Genomic DNA, 21,226 nt, shown 5'->3' on the forward strand with positions numbered 1-21,226 from the left:
TCCTTACATTCTTTATACTTTGGAGTTTGAAAATGTCTCTAAGCGTTGAAGCTAAAGCTAAAATCGTTTCTGAGTTTGGTCGTGGTACTAACGACAGCGGTTCTACCGAAGTTCAGGTTGCACTGCTGACTGCACAGATTAACCACCTGCAGGGTCACTTTGCAGAGCACAAAAAAGATCACCACAGCCGTCGTGGTCTGCTGCGTATGGTTTCTCAGCGTCGTAAACTGCTCGACTACCTGAAACGTAAAGATGTTGCACGCTACACCGCGCTGATCGAGCGTCTGGGTCTGCGTCGCTAAGTCTTGCGAGTTTCAGAAAAGGGGGCCTGATGGCCCCTTTTTTCAACCAGACGGCAGCAATTCACTGGAAACTATTGTATTGTTGCTATAAATGATCTTCATTGCAGAGGTTCGCGCGGCTAATGAGAGGCTTCACCCATGGGGGTGTTGGTTGTCATTAGTCGCGAGGATGCGAAGAAGGTCGGGTTAAATCGACAGCACACCGGTGGTGTGCTGTCAAACATTTAAGAAAGGACAGAACTTTGCTGAATCCGATCGTTCGTAAATTCCAGTATGGTCAACATACCGTCACGCTGGAAACCGGCATGATGGCACGTCAGGCTACTGCTGCCGTTATGGTAAGCATGGATGACACTGCGGTATTCGTTACCGTTGTTGGCCAGAAAAAAGCTAAACCAGGTCAGGACTTCTTCCCGCTGACCGTTAACTACCAGGAGCGTACCTACGCTGCCGGTAAAATCCCGGGTGGTTTCTTCCGTCGTGAAGGCCGTCCAAGCGAAGGCGAAACCCTGATTGCGCGTCTGATTGACCGCCCGGTTCGCCCTCTGTTCCCGGAAGGCTTCGTTAACGAAGTACAGGTTATCGCGACCGTTGTTTCCGTTAACCCTCAGGTTAACCCGGACATCGTTGCCATGATCGGCGCATCCGCTGCCCTGTCACTGTCTGGTATTCCATTCAATGGCCCAATCGGTGCCGCGCGCGTTGGCTACATCAACGACCAGTACGTGCTGAACCCAACCCAGGAAGAGCTGAAAGAAAGTAAGCTGGACCTGGTTGTTGCGGGTACTGAAGCCGCTGTGCTGATGGTTGAATCCGAAGCTGAACTGCTGAGCGAAGACCAGATGTTGGGCGCCGTGGTATTTGGCCACGACCAGCAGCAGGTTGTTATCCAGAACATCAACGATCTGGTGAAAGAAGCCGGTAAACCACGTTGGGACTGGCAGCCAGAAGCGGTAAACGACGCGCTGAACGCACGCGTTGCAGCCCTGGCAGAATCTCGCCTGAGCGATGCATACCGTATCACTGACAAACAGGAGCGTTATGCTCAGGTTGACGTGATCAAGTCTGAAACTATCGCGACGCTGGTTGCTGAAGACGAAGCGCTGGATGCTAACGAGCTGAGCGAAATTCTGCACGCAATCGAGAAAAACGTTGTTCGTAGCCGCGTTCTGGCAGGCGAGCCGCGTATCGATGGCCGTGAAAAAGACATGATCCGCGGTCTGGATGTGCGCACTGGCGTACTGCCACGTACTCACGGTTCCGCGCTGTTCACCCGTGGCGAAACGCAGGCGCTGGTTACCGCGACCCTGGGTACTGCACGTGATGCACAGAACATCGACGAACTGATGGGCGAGCGTACTGACAGCTTCCTGTTCCACTATAACTTCCCTCCGTACTCCGTAGGTGAAACCGGTATGGTGGGTTCGCCTAAGCGTCGTGAAATTGGTCACGGTCGTCTGGCGAAGCGCGGCGTGCTGGCAGTGATGCCAGAAGCGGATAAATTCCCGTACACCGTTCGTGTGGTTTCTGAAATCACCGAATCCAACGGTTCTTCTTCCATGGCTTCCGTGTGTGGCGCATCTCTGGCGCTGATGGATGCAGGCGTGCCGATCAAAGCCGCTGTTGCGGGTATCGCAATGGGTCTGGTGAAAGAAGGCGACAACTATGTTGTTCTGTCTGACATTCTGGGCGACGAAGACCACCTGGGCGATATGGACTTCAAAGTGGCGGGTTCCCGCGACGGTATCTCTGCGCTGCAGATGGATATCAAAATTGAAGGTATCACCAAAGAGATCATGCACGCTGCTCTGAACCAGGCTAAAGGTGCGCGTCTGCACATCCTGGGCGTGATGGAACAGGCGATTAACGCGCCGCGTGGCGACATTTCTCAGTTCGCTCCACGTATCCACACCATCAAGATCAATCCAGACAAGATCAAAGATGTTATCGGTAAGGGCGGTTCCGTAATCCGTGCGCTGACCGAAGAGACTGGCACCACGATCGAAATCGAAGATGACGGTACTGTGAAGATCGCAGCAACCGACGGCGAGAAAGCGAAATTCGCGATCCGTCGCATCGAAGAAATCACTGCAGAGATCGAAGTGGGTCGCGTCTACGCAGGTAAAGTGACCCGTATCGTTGACTTTGGCGCGTTCGTTGCCATCGGTGGCGGTAAAGAAGGTCTGGTTCATATCTCTCAGATCGCTGACAAGCGCGTTGAGAAAGTGACCGATTACCTGCAGATGGGTCAGGAAGTACCGGTTAAAGTTCTGGAAGTTGATCGCCAGGGCCGTATCCGTCTGAGCATTAAAGAAGCAACCGAGCAGTCTCAGCCAGCTGCTGCGCCAGAAGCACAGGCAGCAGAACAGCAAGGCGAGTAAGTTGCCATTTGCCCTCCGCTTTGCGGAGGGCCTATTATCAGGCAGGACGCCTTGTTAAGCCGCCGGGGGACAGGACGTTCATCCAATAGTTGTCTTCGGGAGTGGGAAATGAAGCCTTTTTTGCGCTGGTGTTTCGTTGCGACAGCTTTAACGCTGGCAGGATGCAGCAACTCTGCCTGGCGTAAGAGCGAAGTCCTCGCAGTGCCATTGCAACCGACTTTGCAGCAGGAAGTGATTCTGGCACGCATGGAACAAATACTTGCCAGTCGGGCTTTAACCGATGAAGAACGCGCACAGCTTTTATATGAGCGCGGAGTGTTGTATGATAGTCTCGGTCTGAGGGCATTGGCGCGAAATGATTTTTCACAAGCGCTGGCTATCCGACCTGATATGCCTGAAGTATTCAATTACTTAGGCATTTATTTAACGCAGGCAGGCAATTTTGATGCTGCCTATGAAGCGTTTGATTCTGTACTTGAGCTTGATCCAACTTACAACTACGCGCACTTGAATCGCGGTATCGCACTGTATTACGGCGGTCGTGATAAGTTAGCGCAAGATGATCTGCTGGCGTTTTATCAAGACGATCCTAATGATCCTTTCCGTAGCCTGTGGCTTTACATCGTTGAGCGGAAGCTCGATGAGAAGCAGGCAAAAGAGGCACTGAAACAGCGCTTCGATAAATCGGACAAGGAACAATGGGGATGGAACATTGTCGAGTTCTACCTGGGCAACATTAGCGAAGCAACGCTGATGGAACGCCTCAAGGCGGACGCAACGGATAACACCTCGCTCGCTGAGCATCTCAGTGAAACCAACTTCTATTTAGGTAAGTACTACCTAAGTCTGGGGGATATGGACAGCGCTACGGCACTGTTCAAATTAGCGGTTGCTAACAACGTACACAACTTCGTTGAGCACCGTTATGCATTGTTGGAATTATCGCTCTTGGGCCAGGAGCATGACGACCTGGCAGAATCGGACCAGCAATAGCTGACGACATAAACATCAGCCCGTAATCTTTTGATTGCCATCACCTTAACTGGTGAGGGCGTTGTTGTTCGTCAATACACCTACTTTGAGCCGGTTCACACTTTTCAATGAAAATTGCTAATCATTTTCACGATGAGCTAAGTAGACTGGCCGCCATTAATATCGAGGCACTTGTACTACATGGCTGAATTCGAAACCACTTTTGCAGATCTGGGCCTGAAGGCTCCTATCCTTGAAGCCCTTAACGATCTGGGTTACGAAAAACCATCTCCGATCCAGGCTGAGTGTATCCCACACCTGCTTTCTGGTCGTGACGTGCTGGGCATGGCCCAGACTGGTAGCGGTAAAACTGCAGCATTCTCGCTGCCGCTGCTGAACAACATTGATCCGGACCTGCGTGCACCGCAGATCCTCGTCCTGGCTCCAACCCGTGAACTGGCTGTTCAGGTTGCAGAAGCAATGACGGAATTCTCTAAACATATGCGCGGCGTAAACGTGGTTGCCCTGTACGGCGGCCAGCGTTATGACGTGCAGTTACGCGCCCTGCGCCAGGGCCCACAGATTGTTGTCGGTACGCCGGGCCGTCTGCTGGATCACCTGAAGCGCGGTACTCTGGACCTCTCTAAACTGAGCGGCCTGGTACTGGATGAAGCAGATGAAATGCTGCGTATGGGCTTCATCGAAGACGTAGAAACCATCATGGCGCAGATCCCAGCCGGTCATCAGACCGCACTGTTCTCTGCCACCATGCCAGAAGCGATTCGTCGTATCACCAAGCGCTTCATGAAAGATCCTCAGGAAGTGCGTATTCAGTCCAGCGTAACCACTCGCCCGGACATCAGCCAGAGCTATTGGTCTGTGTACGGCATGCGTAAAAATGAAGCGCTGGTACGTTTCCTGGAAGCGGAAGATTTTGATGCGGCGATTATCTTCGTGCGTACCAAAAACGCGACTCTGGAAGTGGCTGAAGCCCTGGAGCGTAGCGGCTACAACAGCGCAGCGCTGAACGGCGACATGAACCAGGCCCTGCGTGAGCAGACTCTGGAGCGTCTGAAAGACGGTCGTCTGGATATCCTGATTGCAACCGACGTGGCAGCACGTGGTCTGGACGTTGAGCGTATCAGCCTGGTTGTTAACTACGACATCCCGATGGATTCCGAGTCTTACGTTCACCGTATCGGCCGTACCGGTCGTGCGGGTCGTGCTGGCCGCGCGCTGCTGTTCGTTGAGAACCGCGAGCGTCGTCTGCTGCGCAACATTGAACGCACCATGAAGCTGACCATTCCAGAAGCGGACCTGCCAAACGCAGATCTGCTGGGCAAACGCCGTCTGGAAAAATTCGCCGCGAAAGTACAGCAGCAGCTGGAAAGCAGCGATCTGGATCAGTACCGTGCGCTGCTGTCGCAGATTCAGCCTACCGCTGAAGGCGAAGAGCTGGACATGGAAACCCTGGCTGCAGCACTGCTGAAAATGGCTCAGGGCGAACGTAGCCTGATCGTGCCACCAGATGCGCCGATGCGTCCTAAGCGTGAATTCCGTGACCGTGACGATCGCTTCGAACGTCGTGGCGACCGTAATGACCGCAATGACCGTGGCCCACGTGGTGACCGTCCAGAGCGCGCTGGTGAAGACCGTCCGCGTCGTGAACGTCGTGACGCGGGTGATATGGAACTGTACCGCATTGAAGTGGGCCGTGATGATGGCGTTGAAGTTCGTCATATCGTTGGCGCGATCGCTAACGAAGGCGACATCAGCAGCCGTTACATCGGTAACATCAAGCTGTTCGGTACTCACTCAACCATCGAATTGCCAAAAGGCATGCCGGGCGAAGTTCTGCAGCACTTTACTCGCACCCGCATCCTGAACAAGCCGATGAACATGCAGCTGATGGGTGATGCGCAGCCTCGTCCAGAGCGTCGTGGTGGCGATCGTCCAGCGGGTGACCGTCGTAGCTTTGGTGGTGGCGAGCGTCGTGAAGGTAATCGTCCTCCTCGTCGCGAAGGCGCTGCACCTGGTGCCGGTCGTTTCAGCGGTGAACGCCGTGAAAACCGTGGCCCACGTCGCGAAGAAGGCCCAAGCCGTCGCCGTGACGCGTAAGCCTTACGCAACTGACGTAAAGTAAAATATACAGCCCCGATACACGCTATCGGGGCTTTTTTTATTCCTTTTGTACTCTTGTACTGGTACAGTGCGTCACATTAAAATGCAGAACCGCATGATTGACTGGAGAAAAGGCTGTATGGCGACACTAACCACCACCCAAACATCACCTTCGCTGCTTGGCGGCGTGGTGATCATCGGCGGAACCATCATTGGTGCCGGGATGTTTTCCCTGCCTGTGGTCATGTCCGGTGCGTGGTTCTTCTGGTCGCTGGCCGCGCTGGTCTTTACCTGGTTCTGCATGCTCCATTCCGGGCTGATGATCCTGGAAGCAAACCTGAACTACCGCATTGGCTCCAGCTTCGACACCATCACCAAAGATCTGCTGGGTAAAGGCTGGAACCTGGTGAACGGGCTATCCATCGCGTTTGTGCTCTATATCCTGACCTACGCGTATATTTCGGCGAGCGGCTCGATTCTGCATCACACCTTCTCGGAGATGTCGCTGAACGTTCCGGCGCGTCTGGCGGGGCTGTGTTTTGCGCTGGCTGTAGCGTTTATCGTCTGGATGAGTACTAAAGCGGTAAGCCGCATGACGGCGATCGTATTAGGCGCTAAGGTCATCACCTTCTTCCTGACGTTCGGCAGCCTGCTGGGGCACGTGACGCCCGCCACGCTGTTTAACGTCGCCGAGGTGAACACCTCCTATACGCCGTACCTGCTGATGACGCTGCCGTTCTGTCTGGCGTCGTTTGGCTACCACGGTAACGTGCCGAGCCTGATGAAGTACTACGGCAAAGATCCGCGCACCATTGTGAAGTGTCTGGTCTACGGTACGCTGCTGGCGCTGGGGCTGTATGTGATTTGGCTGCTGGGGACGATGGGCAACATCCCGCGTCCGGAATTTATCGGCATTGCCCAGAAGGGCGGTAACATCGACGTGCTGGTGCAGGCGCTGAGCGGCGTGCTGAACAGCCGCAGCCTGGATCTGCTGCTGGTTATCTTCTCTAACTTTGCGGTGGCGAGCTCTTTCCTCGGCGTAACTCTGGGCCTGTTTGACTACCTGGCGGATCTGTTTGGCTTTGATGATTCTGCGATGGGGCGCTTTAAAACCGCGTTGCTGACCTTCCTGCCACCGATTGTGGGCGGTCTGCTGTGGCCGAACGGCTTCCTGTACGCCATCGGCTATGCAGGGCTTGCCGCAACTATCTGGGCGGCGATTGTGCCGGCGCTGCTGGCACGTAAATCACGTAAACGCTTCGGCAGCCCGAAATTCCGCGTCTGGGGCGGCAAGCCGATGATTGCGCTGATCCTGGTGTTTGGTACTGGCAATGCCCTGGTACACGTGCTGTCGAGTTTTAACCTGCTGCCTGTTTACCATTAAACCGTGCGGCCTGATCCCCTCACCCCGCCCCTCTCCCGAAGGGAGAGGGAGAAAACCGTAGGCCGGATAAGGCGAAGCCGCCATCCGGCAAAAAGGCTACCCCGCCAACTCCTCTTTCACCTGCATGGCCAAATCAAACGAATGCAAACGCGCCTGGTGATCGAAAATCTGGCCGTTAACCATAATTTCATCCGCCTGCGTTTCGCGCAGCACCGCGTCCAGCCCGTGACGCACTTTCGCTTTATCGCCTACCAGCGACATACTCAGCGCCTGCTGAACGCCATACTGTTCGGAGGCTGACCACAGCTGATGCATATTCTCCACCGGCGGCGGAAGCTGGCCCGTTTCACCGCGACGCAGCTTCACAAACGCCTGCTGCATGGAGGTGAACAGGAATTCCGCGTCGCGATTGCTGTCGGCGGCAATGATGTTGATACACACCATCGCGTACGGCTTCTCAAGACGCTCGGACGGTTTGAAGTTCGTGCGGTAAAGATGCAGCGCCTGATGCAGCATATCCGGCGCGAAGTGCGAGGCGAAGGCAAACGGCAGCCCCAGCTGTGCGGCGAGCTGTGCGCTGTAGAGGCTTGAGCCTAACAGCCACACCGGGATCTTCTCACCGTAGCCCGGTACCGGGCGCACGTACGGATTCGGATCGCGCGCGTCGAACCAGTCCACCAGCTCGGCCACGTCGCGCGGGAAGTTGTCGATATCGCCGCTCATATGGCGGCGCAGGGCGCGCATGGTCGGCTGGTCGCTGCCCGGCGCACGGCCAAGACCCAAATCAATACGCCCCGGATAGAGGGTATTCAGGGTGCCAAACTGCTCGGCAATCACCAGCGGGGCGTGGTTAGGCAGCATCACGCCACCCGAACCAAGGTGTAAAGTTGTGGTGTTTGCAGCCAAATAGCCAATCAGAACCGAGGTGGCGGCGCTGGCGATGCCCACCATGTTGTGGTGCTCGGCCAGCCAGTAGCGGTGATAGCCACGCTTTTCGGCCAGCTGAGCCAGATCCAGAGAGTGCGAAAAGGCTTCTCTTGCCGAGGAGCCTTGTGGGATCGGCGCCAGATCCAGCACCGAAAACGGAATGGTTTTGTCAGTCATAACAGCTCACTTTGTCGACGGTGAATCTTTAATACTGCATTAAAAAATGATAACCGTTGTTAACAAAGTGAGCCTTTTTTACGCCTGCAATTCCAGCCCGGCGAGACGTCGCCAGTAGCCGTTGCAGTCGCTGTTGGCGGTTAGCGGCAGCGGAGACGCGCCGTTTTCGTTGGCGCGGAAGGCGTCCAGCATCGCGAACACGCCGGTATCCAGCGGCGACAGCCGAACCATATCCACCAGACCGTCCATCGACGCCAGCTCGTTGCCGAGGTTATAGACATAGCCGCTCATGGTTTGAATGCCGTTCAGGACAAACACCTGCTGATTCTCCTGCGACAGCACGCTGCGTCCGTTCGGGTACTTAATGCAGCAGGTTTCGCATTCGTCTTTCGGGCGGTCTTCCGAGCGCGCGGTAAAGCAGCGGGCGGAGTAGGCCAGCGGCAAATGACCGTAGCTCAGCACCTCCACTTCAAACTGATTGCGAATGCCCAGCTCTTCGCACTGGTTAAGCAGGTTAGCCAGCCAGTCTCGCGAGAGCTCTACCGGCATACACCAGCGCGTCATCCCCTGTTTGAGCAGCAGGCGCAGGGTCACGGCGTTATAGCAATTCAGGGCATGACCCGCGACAAACGGCAGTTTACGCTCGGCGCACATGTTCACCACGCCGAGATCGCTCGCTTCCAGCAGGAACTCGCCGTTTTCGACGTAGCGCTTCAGCTCGCCCAGTTCGGAAGACGCTTGCACCAGTGCGAGCGTCGAGAGCACCACCTGCTTGCCGCTGCCGGCCAGGCTTTTCGCCATATCCAGCCAGTCGCCCACTTTGGTGGCGCGGCGCTTGCTGCACACCGCTTCACCGAGGTAAATCACATCGGCGCTGCTGGTGGCGGCCTGTTGGTAAAAATCTTCCAGCGTCTCTTTTGGCCAGTAGTAGAGCACCGGTCCTAATGAATATTTCATGATTATCTCACTGCCATTTACGGTGATACGCGCCCAGCGTGGTTTGCGTGCCTTCGGACATCGATCCGAGCGTCTCCATCCAGGACTGCTGCGGAGCATAGTTCTGCGGATCCGCCATGCAGCGGTCGATGGCCTGACGCCACACTTTCGCCACCTGGCTCACATAGGCCGGGCTGCGCTGACGACCTTCGATTTTCACCGAGGCAATATTGGCCGCCAGCAGTTCCGGCAGCAGCTCCAGCGTGTTAAGGCTGGTAGGCTCTTCCAGCGCGTGGTAGCGCTCGCCGTCGACCAGATAGCGGCCTTTACACAGGGTTGGATAACCGGCGTTTTCGCCGTCCTGATAGCGGTCAATCAGCACCTCATTCAGGCGAGACTCCAGCCCCTGCGGGGTCTGCTGCCAGCGAACAAAGCGGGCAGGGGAGCAGGCTCCGACGGTATTCGGCGATTCACCGGTTAAATAAGAGGAAAGATAGCAACGGCCTTCGGCCATGATGCACAGGCTGCCAAAGGCAAAAACCTCCAGCGGTACTGGCGTGACGCGCGCGAGTTGCTTAACCTGATGAATAGAGAGCACGCGCGGCAGCACCACGCGGGCAACGTCGAAGTGTTGATGGTAAAAACGTACGGCCTCTTCGTTGGTGGCAGATGCCTGAACAGAGACGTGGCGCTCAATATGCGGATAGCGTTCTGCCGCATACTCAAGCATGGCGAGGTCGGCCAGGATCAGCGCATCGGCACCCAGCTGTGCCGCCATATCCACCGCGCGCTGCCAGCGGGCGTAGCCGTCAGGATGAGCAAAGGTATTGATGGCGATATGCAGTTTGCGGCGGTGCTGGTGAACGAAGTTAACGGCTTCCTGAAGCTTTTTCTCCGTAAAGTTGAGGCCAGCAAAATGGCGGGCGTTGGTGTCATCTTTCAGCCCGATATAGACCGCATCGGCCCCATTTTCGATGGCCGCCTTAAGCGCCGGAAGATTTCCGGCAGGGCAGAGCAGCTCCATAATTTATCCTGATGTAGTCGATCGCAAAATTGTTAACGAGCTGGGATTTTAATTAACCCATACGCGACAATTTTTGATTTAAGGCAGCTAATGGCGTATTGATGGCACCAATAATGAGGTACGACGGACGACGGTTTGTTGATTTACGCCGCTATGTTGCGCTTCGGATATGGCAAAATAGCAGGACTATAGATATCAGGGAGTAAAGCTCGTGCTGGATAAACTGCGTTCACGTCTCGTACAATTTGGTCCATCAATGCTGAGCGTGCCGGTCAAGCTGGCGCCGTTCGCGCTTAAACGCCAGGTGCTGGAGCAGGTCCTGAGCTGGCAGTTCCGCCAGGCGCTGCAGGATGGCGAGCTGGAATTCCTGGAAGGCCGCTGGTTAAGCATTGAAGTGCGTGACATCGGGCTGCGCTGGTTTACCTCCGTTGAGAATGACCAGCTGATCGTACGCGAATCCGCCGAGGCGGATGTGAGTTTTAGCGCCAATGCCAGCGATCTGCTGATGATCGCCGCGCGTAAGCAGGATCCGGATACGCTCTTCTTCCAGCGCCGTCTGGTGATTGAAGGCGACACGGAGCTGGGCCTGTACGTTAAGAATTTAATGGATGCCATTGAGCTGGAGCAGATGCCGAAAGCGCTGCGCGTGATGTTAATGCAAATGGCAGATTTCGTTGAGGCCGGGCTGAAAACCCCGCCGGACGGTAAACACACTTCAGTAGGTGAGCCATGCTGATTCGAGTCGAAATTGGGATTGATGCGCCGGGGATTGATGCGTTGTTACGCCGCGCCTTTGCGAGCGATGCCGAAGCCCAACTGGTCCACGACCTTCGCGAAGACGGCCTGATTACGCTGGGGCTGGTTGCCACCGATGACGAAGGTCAGGTGGTGGGCTATGTTGCCTTCAGTCCGGTCATCGTTCAGGGCGAAGAGCTGCAGTGGGTAGGCATGGCGCCGCTGGCGGTAGATGAAAGCTATCGCGGGCAGGGGCTGGCACGCCAGCTGGTCTATGAAGGACTGGATTCGCTCAATGAGTTCGGTTATGCGGCCGTTGTCACGCTGGGCGATCCGGCGTTCTATGGCCGTTTAGGCTTTGAGCAGGCCGCGCATTACGATCTGCGCTGCCGCTGGCCGGGGACGGAATCCGCTTTCCAGGTCCATCGTCTGGCGGACGACGCGCTCAACGGCGTCAATGGCCTGGTCGAGTACCACGACCATTTCAATCGCTTTTAATCAGGCTCTCGCGTAGCGCCTCAAAGGAGCCGTCTCCGGTCACGAGGCGCTCTTTCTGGCGCTTCGTCAGCTGCTTGATGCGGTATTCCAGCCTGAGCGCCAGCGATCGGTCGCCGACGGGCGCTGAGAAGGCGAGCTGTAATTCCCCTTTCCCCCGCAGCGCCTTTGCCCCTTTCCCCGTTTGATGTTGTAAAAAACGCCGCGCCACATCGGTGGTGATCCCGGTGTAGAGTGCGTTATCAGCGGTTCGGACAAGATAGAGAAACCAGCACACGGTAAACAGATTCAGTATGTTAAGGTGAACGCACCATAGCATGAGAGAGAACGAAAATGGAAACACTGGCCGCCATTAACCGCTGGCTGGCGAAGCAGCATGTTGTCACCTGGTGCGTCTATGACGAGGGTGAGATGTGGTGCGCAAATGCGTTTTACTACTACGATCCTGAGCGCGTGGCTTTTTATGTCATGAGCGAAGACAAAACGCGTCATGCGCAGATGACCGGCCAGCAGGCAAAGGTCGCGGGTACGGTGAATGGCCAGCCGAAAACGGTCGCGCTGATCCGCGGCGTGCAGTTCAAAGGGGAGATCCGCCGTCTGGACGGCGAAGAGAGCGACGCGCGCCGTAAGCTCTACACGCGCCGCTTTCCCGTTGCCGCTGCGCTAAAAGCCCCGGTGTGGGAAATCCGCCTCGATGAGCTGAAATTTACCGACAACACCCTGGGCTTTGGCAAAAAGCTCCACTGGTTACGCGCCGAGCAGGCGTAGCGCTTCGCGGTTAAACGCCGGGAGATCGTCCGGGGTACGGCTGGTGATCAGCTGGTCTTTGTCGTTGACCACCTCCTGATCGTAAAACTCGGCCCCCGCATTTTTCAGATCGATAACGATCGGCTTCACGGCGGTGAGCTTACGCCCGCGGACCACTTCTGCGCTGATGAGCAGCTGCGGGCCGTGACAGATGGCAAAGACCGGTTTGCCGGTGGAGACAAAGTCCCGGGTGAAGGTCACGAAGCGCTCGTCCCCGCGCAGGGAATCCGGGGAATGGCCGCCGGGTAACAGCAGGGCGTCGAAATCTGAGGGGCTCACGTTATCGATGGTCTCATCGATGGTTACGCTGGCCTCGCCCTTATGGCCTGTCACCGTTTTGCCCGCCTCTTTCTCAATGGTAATGACCTCATGTCCCGCCTTGCGGAACGCCTCTGCTGGAGAGGTGAATTCTGAATCTTCAAACTCGTCGGTAATCAAGACTGCGATTTTCTTACCCATGCTTCCTCCGTTGTTTTGGCTTCAGACTGATTTTTCTCCGCTTGTGGTAAATACTTACCTGTAACAGACTTCTAAGTGTGGTCGACGACGCTGAGTTCGCAAACGGACAATTCTGTAAAGGGGATAAGATGAGTCAGGTATTGATTACGGGTGCCACCGGGTTAGTGGGCGATCATCTGCTGCGGCTGCTGATTCAGGATCGCCGCGTGAACTATATCGCCGCCCCGACGCGTCGGCCGCTGGCGGACTTATCTGGCGTCTTTAATCCGCACGATCCTCAGCTGACGGACGCGCTGGCGCAGGTGCAGGATCCTATTGATATCGCCTTTTGCTGTCTGGGCACTACGCGGCGGGAGGCGGGCAGCAAAGAGGCATTTATCCACGCCGACTATACGCTGGTGGTGGATACCGCGCTCACGGCGAAAAAGCTGGGGGCAAAACATTTTCTGGTGGTCAGCGCGCTGGGCGCCAGTGCCGGATCGCCTTTCTTCTACAACAAGGTGAAGGGCAAGATGGAGGATGCACTGATAGCGCAGAAATGGGAGCAATTGACGATTGTGCGCCCGTCGATGCTGATCGGCCACCGGGACGAGCGCCGATTTAACGAGTCGATACTGGCCCCGCTGTTTCGCATCCTTCCCGGCAACTGGAAATCCATCGAGGCGCGGGACGTCGCCCGCGCGATGTTAAAAGAAGGACTGGCCCCGTCGAAAGCGGGCGTAAACATTATCCCCTCGGCAAAACTGCGTGAAATCGCGCAGGGCGAGGCGTAAACTCCCCCGGCTAATAACCTAATACTCTCCGGGGAATGCTATGACTGGTCAGTCTTCATCTCAGGCGGCAACACCTGTTCAATGGTGGAAGCCCGCACTTTTCTTTCTCGTGGTCATTGTTGGCCTCTGGTATGTGAAATGGCAGCCGTACTACGGCAAAGCCTTCACCGCCGCCGAAACGCACAGCATCGGTAAATCTATTCTCGCGCAGGCTGAGTCCAGCCCGCTGCAGGCGGCGTGGGATTATGCCATGGTCTACTTCCTTGCCGTCTGGAAAGCCGCCGTCTTAGGCGTGATCCTGGGGTCACTGATTCAGGTGCTTATCCCCCGCAACTGGCTGGTGAAAACCCTTGGGCAGCCGCGCTTTCAGGGCACGCTGTTGGGAACGATTTTCTCCCTGCCAGGGATGATGTGCTCCTGCTGTGCGGCACCCGTGGCCGCAGGGATGCGTCGTCAGCGCGTGTCGATGGGCGGCGCGCTGGCGTTCTGGATGGGGAACCCGCTGCTCAACCCGGCAACGCTGGTGTTTATGGGCTTTGTGCTGGGCTGGCATTTCGCATTCATCCGCCTGGTTGCCGGGCTGATGACCGTGCTGGTGGTGGCGACGCTGGTGCAAAAACTGGTGAAGGATACTGCCGCAGAACCCGCAGCCGTTGAGCTGGACGTCAGCGAGCCGCAGGGTGGCTTCTTTGCGCGCTGGGGCAGGGCGCTCTGGCAACTTTTCTGGAGCACCATCCCGGTCTATATCCTGGCGGTACTGGTTCTGGGGGCTGCGCGCGTCTGGCTCTTCCCGCATGCGGATGGCGCTATCGACAACACGCTGATGTGGGTCATTGCGATGGCCGTTGCAGGCTGCCTGTTTGTGATCCCAACAGCGGCGGAGATCCCGATTGTTCAGACCATGATGCTGGCCGGTATGGGTACCGCGCCGGCGCTGGCGCTGCTGATTACGCTGCCGGCGATCAGCCTGCCGTCGCTTATCATGCTGCGTAAATCGTTCCCGGCGAAAGCGCTGTGGCTGACCGCGGGGCTGGTGGCGTTGAGCGGCGTGATAGTGGGGAGTATTGCGTTGATGTAAAAAAAGCCCGGTAGGCGCTAGCGCCTACCGGGCCTACGGTCAGGTGTGGCTTACTTAATGTAAGTAAACGCGGTGGTGACGTGCTTCACGCCGCTCACCCGGCTGGCGATATCGGCCGCCGCTTTCCCTTCACGGTCGGTCACCAGACCCAGCAGGAACACTTCGCCGTTTTCAGTCGTCACTTTCACGTTGGAGGATTTCACCTGGTCCGAGCCCAGCAGCTGGGAACGCACTTTGGTGGTGATCCAGGTATCGGAAGAGGCGTCACCCAGGCCAATTGGCTTGCCCTGACGCACTTCGTTAAACACCTCTGTGGTCCCTTCGACGCCCATCGCAATCTGTTTCGCGCGAGAGGCGAGCTCCAGATTCGGCGCCTGGCCTGCCAGCAGCACTTTGCCCTGATAAGCCGTCACGTTGATACGCGCCTCTTTCTTGATTTGTTCGTCTTTCGACAGCGCACTGTTGACGCGCAGCTCCAGCGTACCGTCATCCACCTGCGTCCCCACAGTGCGTGGATCGGTTGCCGCTTTGGTGCCTACCGCGGCGGTACCCACAACGGCCGCAGCGATACATCCCTGAAGCAGTAATGCAGACATAAGGACTGCGAGGGTCGATAAAGCCTTCATAAGAACTCCTTAATCATCCTGGTGAGGGAAAAGCGTGTTATCGATCAAATCACATAAGCAGTTCACCGTGAGCATATGCATCTCCTGAATACGCGCGCTCCGGTGAGAAGGAATGCGGATTTCCACATCCTGCGGCCCAAGCAGACCCGCCAGCTCACCCCCGTCATAGCCGGTTAAGGCCACGATGGTCATGTCGCGGGTGACGGCGGCTTCAACGGCTTTGACAATGTCCCGGCTATTGCCGCGCGTGGAGATGGCCAGCAGCACATCACCGGCGTGACCCAGGGCCCGCACCTGCTTTGCGTAAATTTCGTCATGCAGACGATCGTTAGCAATCGCCGTTAAGACCACATTATCGGTATTAAGTGCAATGGCGGGTAAACTCGGGCGTTCTGTTTCAAAGCGATTGATCATGCTGGCAGCAAAATGCTGTGCGTTGGCGGCTGACGTGCCGTTGCCACAACAGAGGATTTTGTTGCCATTAAGCAGGGATTGCACCAGCGTCATTGCGGCACGCGAGATAGCATCCGGAAGGGCTTCCGCCGCGGCAATCTGAGTCTGGATGCTTTCTGTGAAGCACACTTTAATTCTTTCGAGCACGTTATCCCTTTTAAATCTTAATTATGCGTCTTCGCCAAAAGCGTTTTTAAGCCATTCGATCTCATTTCCGGTGAAGGCTATCACATCGAACCGGCAATCCACAGTATCAAAGCTCCCATTATGGCGGGCAAGCCACAAGTGGGCAGTCTGTAATAATTTATGTTGTTTGGCGAGCGTCACGCTGGCGGCAGCACCGCCAAAACGGGAGGACTGTCGAAAGCGGACTTCTACAAACACGATGACCTGACCGTCTTTCATGATCAGGTCGATTTCGCCGCCGCGCCCGCGGACGTTAGCGGCGATAAAGCGCAGTCCTTTGCCTTCAAGCCAGCGACGCGCCTTTAACTCCCACGCATCGCCGGTCTCTTTACGGCTTAACTGGCCGGGACGATTTGTCCCTGCTGGTATTTGAGCCATGATAACTTCCTGTTGATCACGCAGTCCTGGGTTGCGGTCAGATCGCCGGTGTTGCCGTTAAGCTCAAAGCCCGGCACCTGACGCATCTGGGTAAAGTGGTTCGCCAGCGCCCATGCATCGACACCCATCGCATACAGACGCGCCAGCGAATAATCGTTACGTACGGTACTCAGCGCCTGCTGCATCAGCGCCGGGTTGCTGCCTGCCAGCATCGGGATTTCGCTGTACTGCAGACCGTCCATTTCCAGACGGAAATCCGGGCCTGCGGTGCCCTGCGCGCTGCGCGAGCTGGCGTAGAGTGTTGCGCCGCTCTGGCTGCCGTTACGCATCGCGATCATCGGTTTGATAAAGGCGATCTCCTGCGGCGTGGCAACGATATAGGCCGCATCCACTTTACCGCCACCGCTAATCTGCGCGTCGGTAGGTGGGGCAGGGATCGTCAGGCCGCCAATCGTCACGCCCTGCTGCTGTGGCAGGCTCGCGGTGACAGGACTGCCGTTAAGCGCGATACCTGCTCCACCGTTTACGCCAGCGCGCAGTTCAGAGACGGAACCGAATTTCTGCTGCAGCACTACGCCGCCGCCCAGCTTCTGCCACTCATCGGCAAAGGCGTTGGCCACGCGATCCCCCAGCGCGCTGCGTGGGATGAGCAGCAGCGGAGCCTGCTTACCCTGCTCGTGAATATGACGCGCCGCGTCGCGGGCTTCATCTTCAGGGGAAAGCGCGAAGTAGCAAATATTGGCTCGGTTCTGAACCTGCTCAGGCTGGTTGAGCGCCAGCACGTTCAGCGTGGTATTGCTCTTCATCAGCTCTTCCACGTTGTTTTTCAGCAGCGGACCGACAACGATGCTCGCCCCGTCCTGTTGAACCTGTGCCAGAACCTGGTCAAGCGGCTGCGAGCTGGTGTCGTAGATTTTCAACTCAGCGCCCGGGTTGGCGCTGGTGGTTGCCACGGCCTGCGGCTGCGCAGCAGGTTGAGCCGCGGGTTGCGCAGGCTGCTGTTGAGGCTGTTCTGCTGTTGCGTCAGGCGCTGGTGCCGCTTGCGTCTCGGCCGGAGCCTGAGTAGCAGGTGCTGTAGTAGCCGGTGCAGGTGAAGCCGGAGGCGTCGTCGGAGCCGTCACCGGGTTTTGCATCGTACCCTGCGCCGGCGCTTGCGCCGTGGTCAGGTCGCTGGTCTCTGCGGCGGACGGGCTGACAACGTCATTTACGTTAGCCGCCTGGGCCGCCTGCGCGGGAACCGCGCTGCCGGTTACCGACGTCGTGCCGTTTTTCGCCGCTTCAAAGCCCTGCTGAATGGTACGGCCAAACACCGCCGCCTGGCCGTTCAGCGGCAGAAGCAGTGCGATTTTGCTGGTGGATGCTGGCTTAAAGTTCTGCACGTTCACCAGCTGGGTTGGCAGCATTTTCGCCCCCGGGTTTTGCGGGTAGCGCGTCTGCCAGTCCGTAATACCGGCCTTCAGCATCTTTGGATCGCTGCGGTTGTTAAACCACATCTGCTGCAGATCCAGCCAGCCCTGCAGGACGTTTTCATCGGCGTTGATGACCAGCGCCTGCGCCTGTTCCTGGGTCATAGAGGCAAGCGCTTGCCAGGTGGCATCAATATTTTTCTGCTTATCGGCACCGCCGAGCAGCGGCTCTTGCGCGACGAGGGCGCGGAGCAGCGTCAGGGAAGGTCGCCCCTGCTCTGCGGTAATGCCCGCCTGCCAGAAGCGAGCCTGCTGATTTTTATCCAGCGCGCTCACGTCGATGTCACCGAGGATCTTCTTCGCGGCGGCGTAATCTTTCAGCGCGACCTTCAGCTCGGCAGAGAGCAGGCTCTGCTCACGACGCTGGGCGTCGTTAAGATCTTTCGGCAACTGGTTAAACAGTTCGGCAGCCTGCTGGGTTTTACCCTCTTTCAGCAGTGCACGAATGGCGAGTAATTGCCAGTTGGTCTTGGTATCATTTGAACTCTGCGACATTTGTTGCAGATAAAAGCCAGAATCAGCCTGAGCAGAACCCTGAAGATGGGCGGTGCTCTGGTCAGGTGCCTGGGTGCCACAGCCTGCAAATATCAGGGCTGCCAGCAGAAGCGGCACGCTGCGCGTGGCTTTTTTTCTAAGAAACGTTAACGGTACCATACTGTATCCAGTGATTTTTTTTACGCAATGCTCAATATTAAATCGGCAATACGGACGAAACAATGAAACAACACGAAACGGCAGATAATTCTCAAGGCCAGCTTTATATTGTACCTACTCCTATCGGGAATTTGTCTGATATTACCCAACGTGCGCTCACCGTGCTGCAAGCTGTTGATTTAATTGCTGCTGAAGATACCCGCCACACTGGCCTGCTGCTGCAACATTTCGCGATTAACGCCCGTTTGTTTGCTCTGCACGATCACAATGAGCAACAAAAAGCCGAAACGCTGGTAGCGAAGCTGAAAGAGGGGCAGAACATTGCGCTGGTCTCCGACGCCGGTACGCCGCTGATCAACGATCCTGGCTATCACCTGGTGCGTACCTGTCGCGAAGCCGGTATTCGCGTTGTGCCACTGCCGGGGCCGTGCGCCGCCATTGCTGCGCTGAGCGCCGCAGGTCTGCCGTCGGACCGTTTCTGCTATGAAGGCTTCCTGCCAGCCAAATCCAAGGGCCGTCGCGACGTGTTAAAAGACCTGGAAGCGGAACCGCGCACCCTGATCTTCTACGAATCCACGCACCGCCTGCTGGAGAGCCTGGAAGATATGGTGACCGTCTGGGGAGAGGCCCGCTACGTGGTGCTGGCGCGCGAGCTGACCAAAACCTGGGAGACTATCCACGGCGCGCCGGTGGGTGAACTGCTGGCGTGGGTGAAGGAAGACGAAAACCGCCGCAAGGGCGAAATGGTGCTGATTGTCGAAGGACATAAAGCGCAGGAAGACGCGCTGCCTGCCGACGCGCTGCGCACGCTGGCGCTGCTGCAGGCGGAACTGCCGCTGAAGAAAGCGGCGGCATTAGCGGCGGAGATCCACGGCGTGAAGAAAAATGCGCTGTATAAGCATGCGCTGGAGCAGCAGGGGGAGTAATCCCCTGCCGCCTGTTTCGCCGGGTGGCGGCTGCGCCTTACCCGGCCTACAGATCTGAACACTTTTTATTTTCCTGGCACCGCCTCAAACACCAGCGTTTCCAGCGGCTGCAGCGTAATCACCACCGCGTTTTTGTACTCCTTCGGTACGGTTGAATTACTGCCGTACACCGCTTTCAGACTAAACTGCGCCGCGTTTCCCGTCGGGATTTCGAAATCTTTCGTCAAATCCAGGAAGTAGCTTTGCGGCTTATCCGACGGGTTACGCAAGCCGAGAATCGCTTTGTCCTTGCGCCAGGATGCCCAGCCGTAAACCTGCAGCGCGGTTGGATCGCCACCAATCCAGTGCGTATCCACCAGCACGCTGGCGTTATCCCGCGACCACTTTGCCGCCTGCGCCAGGGTATCCCACTTCGCCTTGTTCAGCATTGAAGGAGTGATATACAGCTCCTGCAGCTGCGTGCCGGTCGCGAAGTAGCTCCAGACCTGATCGGCAAAATCGCTGTCCGTTTGTACTTTCTCCAGCCCGTAGTAGGCGTTTTCCGCGCTGACGATCCCGTGGTACATCAGCGAGTTAAGCGGGAACAGCGGGCCTTTGCGCACAATGGAGCGGTACGTTTCCGCATCGCGGTAGGTCATCCACTGCTGCACCGGCGTGCCGGGGCCGTACAGGTTGATGTCATCGCCCTGGCGCCAGATCGAGTCGGCGTAGAACAGCCAGGACGGGCTGGCGTTGGTACCTGTCGTCAGGTTGATAAACAGATTCGGGTTGGCGCTGCGCATGTTATGCAGCAGGGCGATAGAGGCGTCAAAATCCGAGGCATACGGGCTGCCCTTGATATGCGCGTTGGCATTACCCATTCCGTCCAGCTTGAACGAGGTAATGTGTTCGTTTTTGATAAGATTAACGATCTGCTCATTGAAGTTCTTAAAGTAGTTCGGCCCCGACAGCGCCAGCTTCCCGTCGACGGTTTCGAACCCATACTCTTTTGCATGCGAGACGCGCACGTCGCGCGGCTTGTTGTAGCCTCCCCACGGTGAGAGCCACAGTCCGACCGAGCTGTGCAGGCTGTCGGCTTTTTCCCGAACCTTGCCAAAACCGTTGCTGAATGCCGGGCCAAACAGCCAGCGCCCGGTAAGGTCGTCCCAGCCGTCGTCCAGCAGGAAGGCGTCCAGCGCCACGCCGCGTCCGGTAATAAACTCCTTATTCCACTCGTCCATCCGCCCCAGCACATCCTGCTCGGTGTACGGATTGAAAAAGCCGATATCCATCCAGCTGTTGTAGTGCAGATAAGGCTTGTACGGTCGCGGACGCACGGCATCAATAAACTGGTTCACGCTGCGGCGCAGCTGGCTGATTTCCGGGAAGGTGCCGAACCAGGTGGTAAAGCTGACCGGCGACTCTGGCTGGATCGGCGTTTTCAATTCTACGTTGAGATTGGTGGTCGCTTCATAGGCGTAAGTGTTAACGATGGGCTTGTCCGGCAAAATAAAGAACGAATCAGCAACGATCGGCGAGCTGTTAATCGCCCCGTCAACATAGGGTGCCTGAGACTGCTTTTTCGTCGGGAAGAAGGTAATTTTCGCCACGTCTCGCGGCTGGCCGACTGCGGCAACGGTGTAGTCGATGCTGGCGTATTTTCCCTTCACCAGGTTCAGCTTCACCGTTACGTTAAAGTCCGGATGGGTAAAGTCGATGGCAATTGCGTTGTCCTGCTTTTCGACGTGCTTGATGGTGAAATCCGCGGTGTGGATTTTTGTCTCATCCGGCAGCGTCAGAAAGAACAGTTCCTGCGGCGTGAGCGGATGGTTAGCCTTATTATCCTTAACCACTACCGTTGAGTTTGCGTCATCAAACGACAGAGCAATATTGTCGTTATTGAGCGCGTAGTTGGCGGCCAGAGCGCCATGAGAAACAGAGAGAGCCAACAGCGAGAGGGTGAGCACTTTTTTCATCGGTTAAGATC

Annotated in this window: 22 protein-coding genes; 12 read left to right on the top strand and 10 right to left on the bottom strand. The window is 56.7% G+C overall.

Features of this window, described 5'->3' with window-relative positions:
* The first annotated feature begins 32 nt into the window (after positions 1-32).
* From rpsO to mtr, 6 genes are all read left to right on the top strand, one after another.
* On the top strand, positions 33-302 hold the full coding sequence (gene rpsO, locus AB8846_RS08805) for a 30S ribosomal protein S15 (RefSeq protein ID WP_003861789.1): 270 nt from the start codon (positions 33-35) through the stop codon (positions 300-302).
* 242 nt (positions 303-544) lie between these two features.
* Positions 545-2,683, top strand: a complete 2,139-nt coding sequence (gene pnp, locus AB8846_RS08810) for a polyribonucleotide nucleotidyltransferase (RefSeq protein ID WP_063143570.1) — start codon at positions 545-547, stop codon at positions 2,681-2,683.
* A 108-nt stretch (positions 2,684-2,791) separates the two neighbouring features.
* Positions 2,792-3,676, top strand: coding sequence for a lipoprotein NlpI (gene nlpI / locus AB8846_RS08815; protein ID WP_023309331.1), 885 nt, complete (start codon positions 2,792-2,794; stop codon positions 3,674-3,676).
* A 107-nt stretch (positions 3,677-3,783) separates the two neighbouring features.
* Positions 3,784-3,864: a protein YrbN gene (gene yrbN, locus AB8846_RS08820; RefSeq protein WP_097397692.1), complete on the top strand. Its 81-nt coding sequence runs from the start codon at positions 3,784-3,786 to the stop codon at positions 3,862-3,864.
* Positions 3,857-5,773 (top strand): DEAD/DEAH family ATP-dependent RNA helicase, encoded by a 1,917-nt coding sequence (locus tag AB8846_RS08825; RefSeq protein WP_370732521.1) that lies wholly within the window; start codon positions 3,857-3,859, stop codon positions 5,771-5,773. Before yrbN ends, AB8846_RS08825 begins: the two co-directional genes overlap by 8 nt.
* 142 nt (positions 5,774-5,915) lie before the next feature.
* Positions 5,916-7,160 (top strand): tryptophan permease, encoded by a 1,245-nt coding sequence (gene mtr / locus AB8846_RS08830; RefSeq protein ID WP_370732522.1) that lies wholly within the window; start codon positions 5,916-5,918, stop codon positions 7,158-7,160.
* A gap of 96 nt (positions 7,161-7,256) precedes the next feature.
* On the opposite strand, the gene AB8846_RS08835 is transcribed toward mtr, so the two are convergent.
* From AB8846_RS08835 to AB8846_RS08845, 3 genes are all read right to left on the bottom strand, one after another.
* On the bottom strand, positions 7,257-8,264 hold the full coding sequence (locus AB8846_RS08835; RefSeq protein ID WP_370732523.1) for a luciferase-like monooxygenase: 1,008 nt from the start codon (positions 8,262-8,264) through the stop codon (positions 7,257-7,259).
* 78 nt (positions 8,265-8,342) lie between these two features.
* Entirely contained in the window at positions 8,343-9,221 is an 879-nt protein-coding gene (locus tag AB8846_RS08840) for a U32 family peptidase (protein WP_370732524.1), read from the bottom strand.
* Positions 9,222-9,228: 7 nt separating this feature from the next.
* Positions 9,229-10,224: a peptidase U32 family protein gene (locus tag AB8846_RS08845; protein ID WP_148243349.1), complete on the bottom strand. Its 996-nt coding sequence runs from the start codon at positions 10,222-10,224 to the stop codon at positions 9,229-9,231.
* A gap of 211 nt (positions 10,225-10,435) precedes the next feature.
* Here AB8846_RS08845 and AB8846_RS08850 point away from each other — a divergent pair, with 211 nt between their 5' ends.
* Together AB8846_RS08850 and AB8846_RS08855 are read left to right on the top strand one after the other, a co-directional pair.
* A complete protein-coding gene (locus tag AB8846_RS08850) occupies positions 10,436-10,960 on the top strand; it encodes an SCP2 domain-containing protein (RefSeq protein ID WP_023333580.1) in 525 nt (174 codons plus the stop codon).
* Positions 10,954-11,457: a GNAT family N-acetyltransferase gene (locus tag AB8846_RS08855; RefSeq protein ID WP_023309324.1), complete on the top strand. Its 504-nt coding sequence runs from the start codon at positions 10,954-10,956 to the stop codon at positions 11,455-11,457. The genes AB8846_RS08850 and AB8846_RS08855 overlap by 7 nt, the downstream gene beginning before the upstream one ends.
* On the opposite strand, the gene AB8846_RS08860 is transcribed toward AB8846_RS08855, so the two are convergent.
* The gene (locus AB8846_RS08860) at positions 11,444-11,773 is read right to left on the bottom strand and encodes a GIY-YIG nuclease family protein (protein WP_008501484.1); all 330 of its coding nucleotides are present in this window, start codon (positions 11,771-11,773) and stop codon (positions 11,444-11,446) included. The genes AB8846_RS08855 and AB8846_RS08860 overlap by 14 nt on opposite strands.
* Before the next feature lie 14 nt (positions 11,774-11,787).
* On the opposite strand from AB8846_RS08860, the gene AB8846_RS08865 reads away from it, so the two are divergent.
* A complete protein-coding gene (locus AB8846_RS08865; protein ID WP_023309322.1) occupies positions 11,788-12,222 on the top strand; it encodes a YhbP family protein in 435 nt (144 codons plus the stop codon).
* Here AB8846_RS08865 and AB8846_RS08870 read toward each other — a convergent pair.
* Positions 12,202-12,720 carry a type 1 glutamine amidotransferase domain-containing protein gene (locus AB8846_RS08870; protein ID WP_115876340.1) on the bottom strand — a complete coding sequence of 173 codons (519 nt, stop codon included), beginning with the start codon at positions 12,718-12,720 and terminating at the stop codon, positions 12,202-12,204. The genes AB8846_RS08865 and AB8846_RS08870 overlap by 21 nt on opposite strands.
* A gap of 128 nt (positions 12,721-12,848) precedes the next feature.
* Here AB8846_RS08870 and AB8846_RS08875 point away from each other — a divergent pair, with 128 nt between their 5' ends.
* A complete protein-coding gene (locus tag AB8846_RS08875; RefSeq protein WP_193941440.1) occupies positions 12,849-13,493 on the top strand; it encodes an NAD(P)H-binding protein in 645 nt (214 codons plus the stop codon).
* A gap of 40 nt (positions 13,494-13,533) precedes the next feature.
* Positions 13,534-14,571 (top strand): permease, encoded by a 1,038-nt coding sequence (locus AB8846_RS08880; protein WP_370732526.1) that lies wholly within the window; start codon positions 13,534-13,536, stop codon positions 14,569-14,571.
* Positions 14,572-14,621: 50 nt separating this feature from the next.
* Here AB8846_RS08880 and dolP read toward each other — a convergent pair whose 3' ends face one another.
* The 4 genes from dolP to AB8846_RS08900 are packed head-to-tail and all read right to left on the bottom strand — an operon-like array spanning position 14,622 to position 18,334.
* Entirely contained in the window at positions 14,622-15,197 is a 576-nt protein-coding gene (gene dolP, locus AB8846_RS08885) for a division/outer membrane stress-associated lipid-binding lipoprotein (RefSeq protein ID WP_029739641.1), read from the bottom strand.
* 9 nt (positions 15,198-15,206) lie between these two features.
* Positions 15,207-15,797, bottom strand: a complete 591-nt coding sequence (gene diaA / locus AB8846_RS08890) for a DnaA initiator-associating protein DiaA (protein WP_003861754.1) — start codon at positions 15,795-15,797, stop codon at positions 15,207-15,209.
* 21 nt (positions 15,798-15,818) lie between these two features.
* Positions 15,819-16,214 carry a YraN family protein gene (locus AB8846_RS08895; protein WP_213328885.1) on the bottom strand — a complete coding sequence of 132 codons (396 nt, stop codon included), beginning with the start codon at positions 16,212-16,214 and terminating at the stop codon, positions 15,819-15,821.
* Complete coding sequence (locus AB8846_RS08900; RefSeq protein ID WP_063143561.1) at positions 16,172-18,334, bottom strand: penicillin-binding protein activator; 2,163 nt, start codon at positions 18,332-18,334, stop codon at positions 16,172-16,174. Before AB8846_RS08900 ends, AB8846_RS08895 begins: the two co-directional genes overlap by 43 nt.
* Positions 18,335-18,396: 62 nt before the next feature.
* On the opposite strand from AB8846_RS08900, the gene rsmI reads away from it, so the two are divergent.
* Positions 18,397-19,260 (top strand): 16S rRNA (cytidine(1402)-2'-O)-methyltransferase, encoded by an 864-nt coding sequence (rsmI, locus tag AB8846_RS08905; RefSeq protein ID WP_023309315.1) that lies wholly within the window; start codon positions 18,397-18,399, stop codon positions 19,258-19,260.
* A 65-nt stretch (positions 19,261-19,325) separates the two neighbouring features.
* Here the strand turns inward: rsmI and AB8846_RS08910 are convergent, their stop codons facing one another.
* The gene (locus AB8846_RS08910) at positions 19,326-21,215 is read right to left on the bottom strand and encodes an enterotoxin (protein ID WP_370732527.1); all 1,890 of its coding nucleotides are present in this window, start codon (positions 21,213-21,215) and stop codon (positions 19,326-19,328) included.
* Positions 21,216-21,226 lie beyond the last annotated feature (11 nt).

This window comes from Enterobacter sp. KB-221C9, from assembly GCF_041320715.1.
GTDB classification, from domain to species: Bacteria; Pseudomonadota; Gammaproteobacteria; order Enterobacterales; family Enterobacteriaceae; genus Enterobacter; species Enterobacter asburiae_D.